Source organism: bacterium, assembly GCA_018812485.1.
Classification (GTDB): Bacteria; JAHJDO01; JAHJDO01; order JAHJDO01; family JAHJDO01; genus JAHJDO01.
The window spans coordinates 1-2,405 of sequence record JAHJDO010000088.1 but is presented as its reverse complement, the minus strand read 5'-3'; the positions used below and the strand labels follow the sequence as shown (position 1 = coordinate 2,405).

At 35.1% G+C, this 2,405-nt stretch carries 4 protein-coding genes; all 4 read right to left on the bottom strand.

All coding sequences use genetic code 11. From position 1 onward, the window contains the following. Positions 1–57: 57 nt before the first annotated feature. Positions 58–945 carry a putative DNA binding domain-containing protein gene (locus KKC91_06895; GenBank protein MBU0478278.1) on the bottom strand — a complete coding sequence of 296 codons (888 nt, stop codon included), beginning with the start codon at positions 943–945 and terminating at the stop codon, positions 58–60. A gap of 11 nt (positions 946–956) precedes the next feature. After that, positions 957–1,523 (bottom strand): recombinase family protein, encoded by a 567-nt coding sequence (locus tag KKC91_06890; protein MBU0478277.1) that lies wholly within the window; start codon positions 1,521–1,523, stop codon positions 957–959. 121 nt (positions 1,524–1,644) lie between these two features. Then, positions 1,645–2,142, bottom strand: a complete 498-nt coding sequence (locus KKC91_06885; GenBank protein MBU0478276.1) for a HEPN domain-containing protein — start codon at positions 2,140–2,142, stop codon at positions 1,645–1,647. Beyond that, on the bottom strand, positions 2,135–2,405 hold a 271-nt coding region (locus KKC91_06880), incomplete at its 5' end, for a hypothetical protein (protein MBU0478275.1). The genes KKC91_06880 and KKC91_06885, both read right to left, overlap by 8 nt.

Sequence of the window (2,405 nt, the reverse complement as noted above, 5' to 3'; positions counted from 1 at the left end):
CAATGATGTGTGTTACGATAACAATGACAGAGAATTGTTCTTTGATAATCAACTGTTTTAACAGTAACTTTGCATAATATTTTTCTTGGGATAACATAGGTTATCCAAAGCTTTGGATAACCTATGTGCTATTGCATTCAAAATTGCTTCCCGAAGCGCTTCCTCAGGCAATTCAAGACGTTCTTTTCTGGGGCCACCTTTAATAATATATTCTGTATTCAAATGTGATTGCAAATATGTCATAGCATTTTGATAATTGGAGTACAAATCGGCGCTAAATTCTTTCCTGTCCAATATTTTATATTTATCATCACCGCGATATAAAAAACAACTTATTGTTCCTTGTATAAAAAAATTTTTAATGTCACGGCAGAACAACAGCACACCCGCATTTCTTATGCGTCCTTTTTCTATAAGCATCATATTTTTAAGAATATTTTCTCTTTTAAGAAAATGGCTTATCTTTGCTTGCTCTAAGAAAAACTTAAAGGCACTATGGTTAAAATCATTTTTAACATCAAACTTATTATTAAAACTTTCGTCGAATCTAACTGCCCCCTCTTCTTTAAAAAGATCACGGATCTCATCTCTTTTCAACTGCTGGCAATTAGTTCCGATTCTAAGATAAAATCTTCCATTAACAGAATATGGTTTATTTTTCCCTTCAGACACATCAACAATAAGAACATTTTCTACAGGGGAAATATTAATTATAGGCTGAGGATCAATATTTCTTACATAATTTTGAATTTCTGATTTCAGCTTATTAGAAATTGAAACCCCTTTAATTGTGCCATCATCAGCAATTCCCAGTAAAATTTTGCCGCCATTCCCGTTTGCAAATGCACATATTTCTTTGCCGATAGATTTATCTAAAGATTCCTTGAATTCTACGTTAAACCTTTCTCCCTGTGATAGCAAAAAACCAATCTCTTTATATTTCATAACCAATTCCTTTAAGATTTTTCTTTATCATGTTTGTGTATATAAGTATAAAGTGTTGGTTTTGAGATACCCATAATCTGGCATATTTCTTTTATAGAACGTTCTCTTTCGTTGTAAAGTTTAATTGCTAGTTCTCTTTTTTTCTCATTAAGTTTTAGCGGTCTTCCTCCGTTACGCCCTCTTGCCCTGGCAGCAGCTAATCCTGCGCTTGTTCTCTCCCTGATTAAATTATGTTCAAACTCAGCAAGGGCTCCAAAAATATGGAAAACTAATTTTCCTCCGGAAGTGGTTGTATCCATAGATTCCATCAGGCTTTTAAAGCCAATCTCTCTCTGCTCTAATTTTGTGATCAGTTCGATAAGATGTTTTAGAGAACGTCCCAAACGATCTAAACGCCAAACAACCAAAGTATCTCCACTGCGAAGCATTTCCAGTGTTTTTTCTAATTCCGGCCTAATACGTGAACTGCCGGACATTTGCTCTACATATATCTTCTTACATCCGGCTTTTTCAAGCGCATCCTTTTGCAAATCAAGATTCTGATCATGTGTCGAAACTCTAGCATAGCCAATAAACATTATATATATTCCTTAATATTCAACCTGTTTTAAATATTGCTTAAACAACGGTTTTATCCTTTTAGCATAATTAGCATTGTTAGCACCTTTTGCTATTTTCGCTAATTATGCTAACAATAATCTATTCAGCTATCACTTCTTCTATTTTGAGAACAAAATCCTCGGCATCCTCTATGATCCATTCTGCATCATCATTAGTAACAGTCTCAACGCCATATTGTTCAACAACTCTGTTTTCCTGCGCTTTCTCCAATGTTTCTGAATACTTCTGTTCAAGCTGTTTTGCCTTTTTAATATAGTCGATATATTCTGGCTTTACCTTGCCGCGCTCAACATAAAATTTCTTAAAGGCTGCTATCGCGCAATAATGAGCTCTTGCCTGGATGCCTATCCTAAACAATGATGCTAGTACTGCATGATACATGGCATAATAGCCGCAAATGATGGCCCAATCAAATAAATCATTATCAGACATTATCTTCATAGCTCGCAAATTATTATGCGCTTTATTGATGTGTTGTTTAACTCTTTCGGTATTTACAGGTATTCTGCGAAGATTGGGCTTTCCCGCTTTAGGATGGAAACATTCACGCAAGGTTTTCTCTGCGTATTCAGACATATGATTTGCCTCCTTCTTTAATCAGTTGCCAAAACAGAAATTCATTATACAAAACTATTCTATCTTTCCAGAGTTCTTCGTAAAACTCAGTCTTCTTGCTAAACCCTTCTATAAATTTATCGACTGTAGTGCTTATCGGCCGTATTTCCAACAATGGACTTACATCTATTTTACCTTTATTTAAAGCCGCAATTACATCTTTTTCCTCTCCCGAAACAACTGCCAGTATATCTATATCACTGCCCTTGCTCCACTCACCTCTT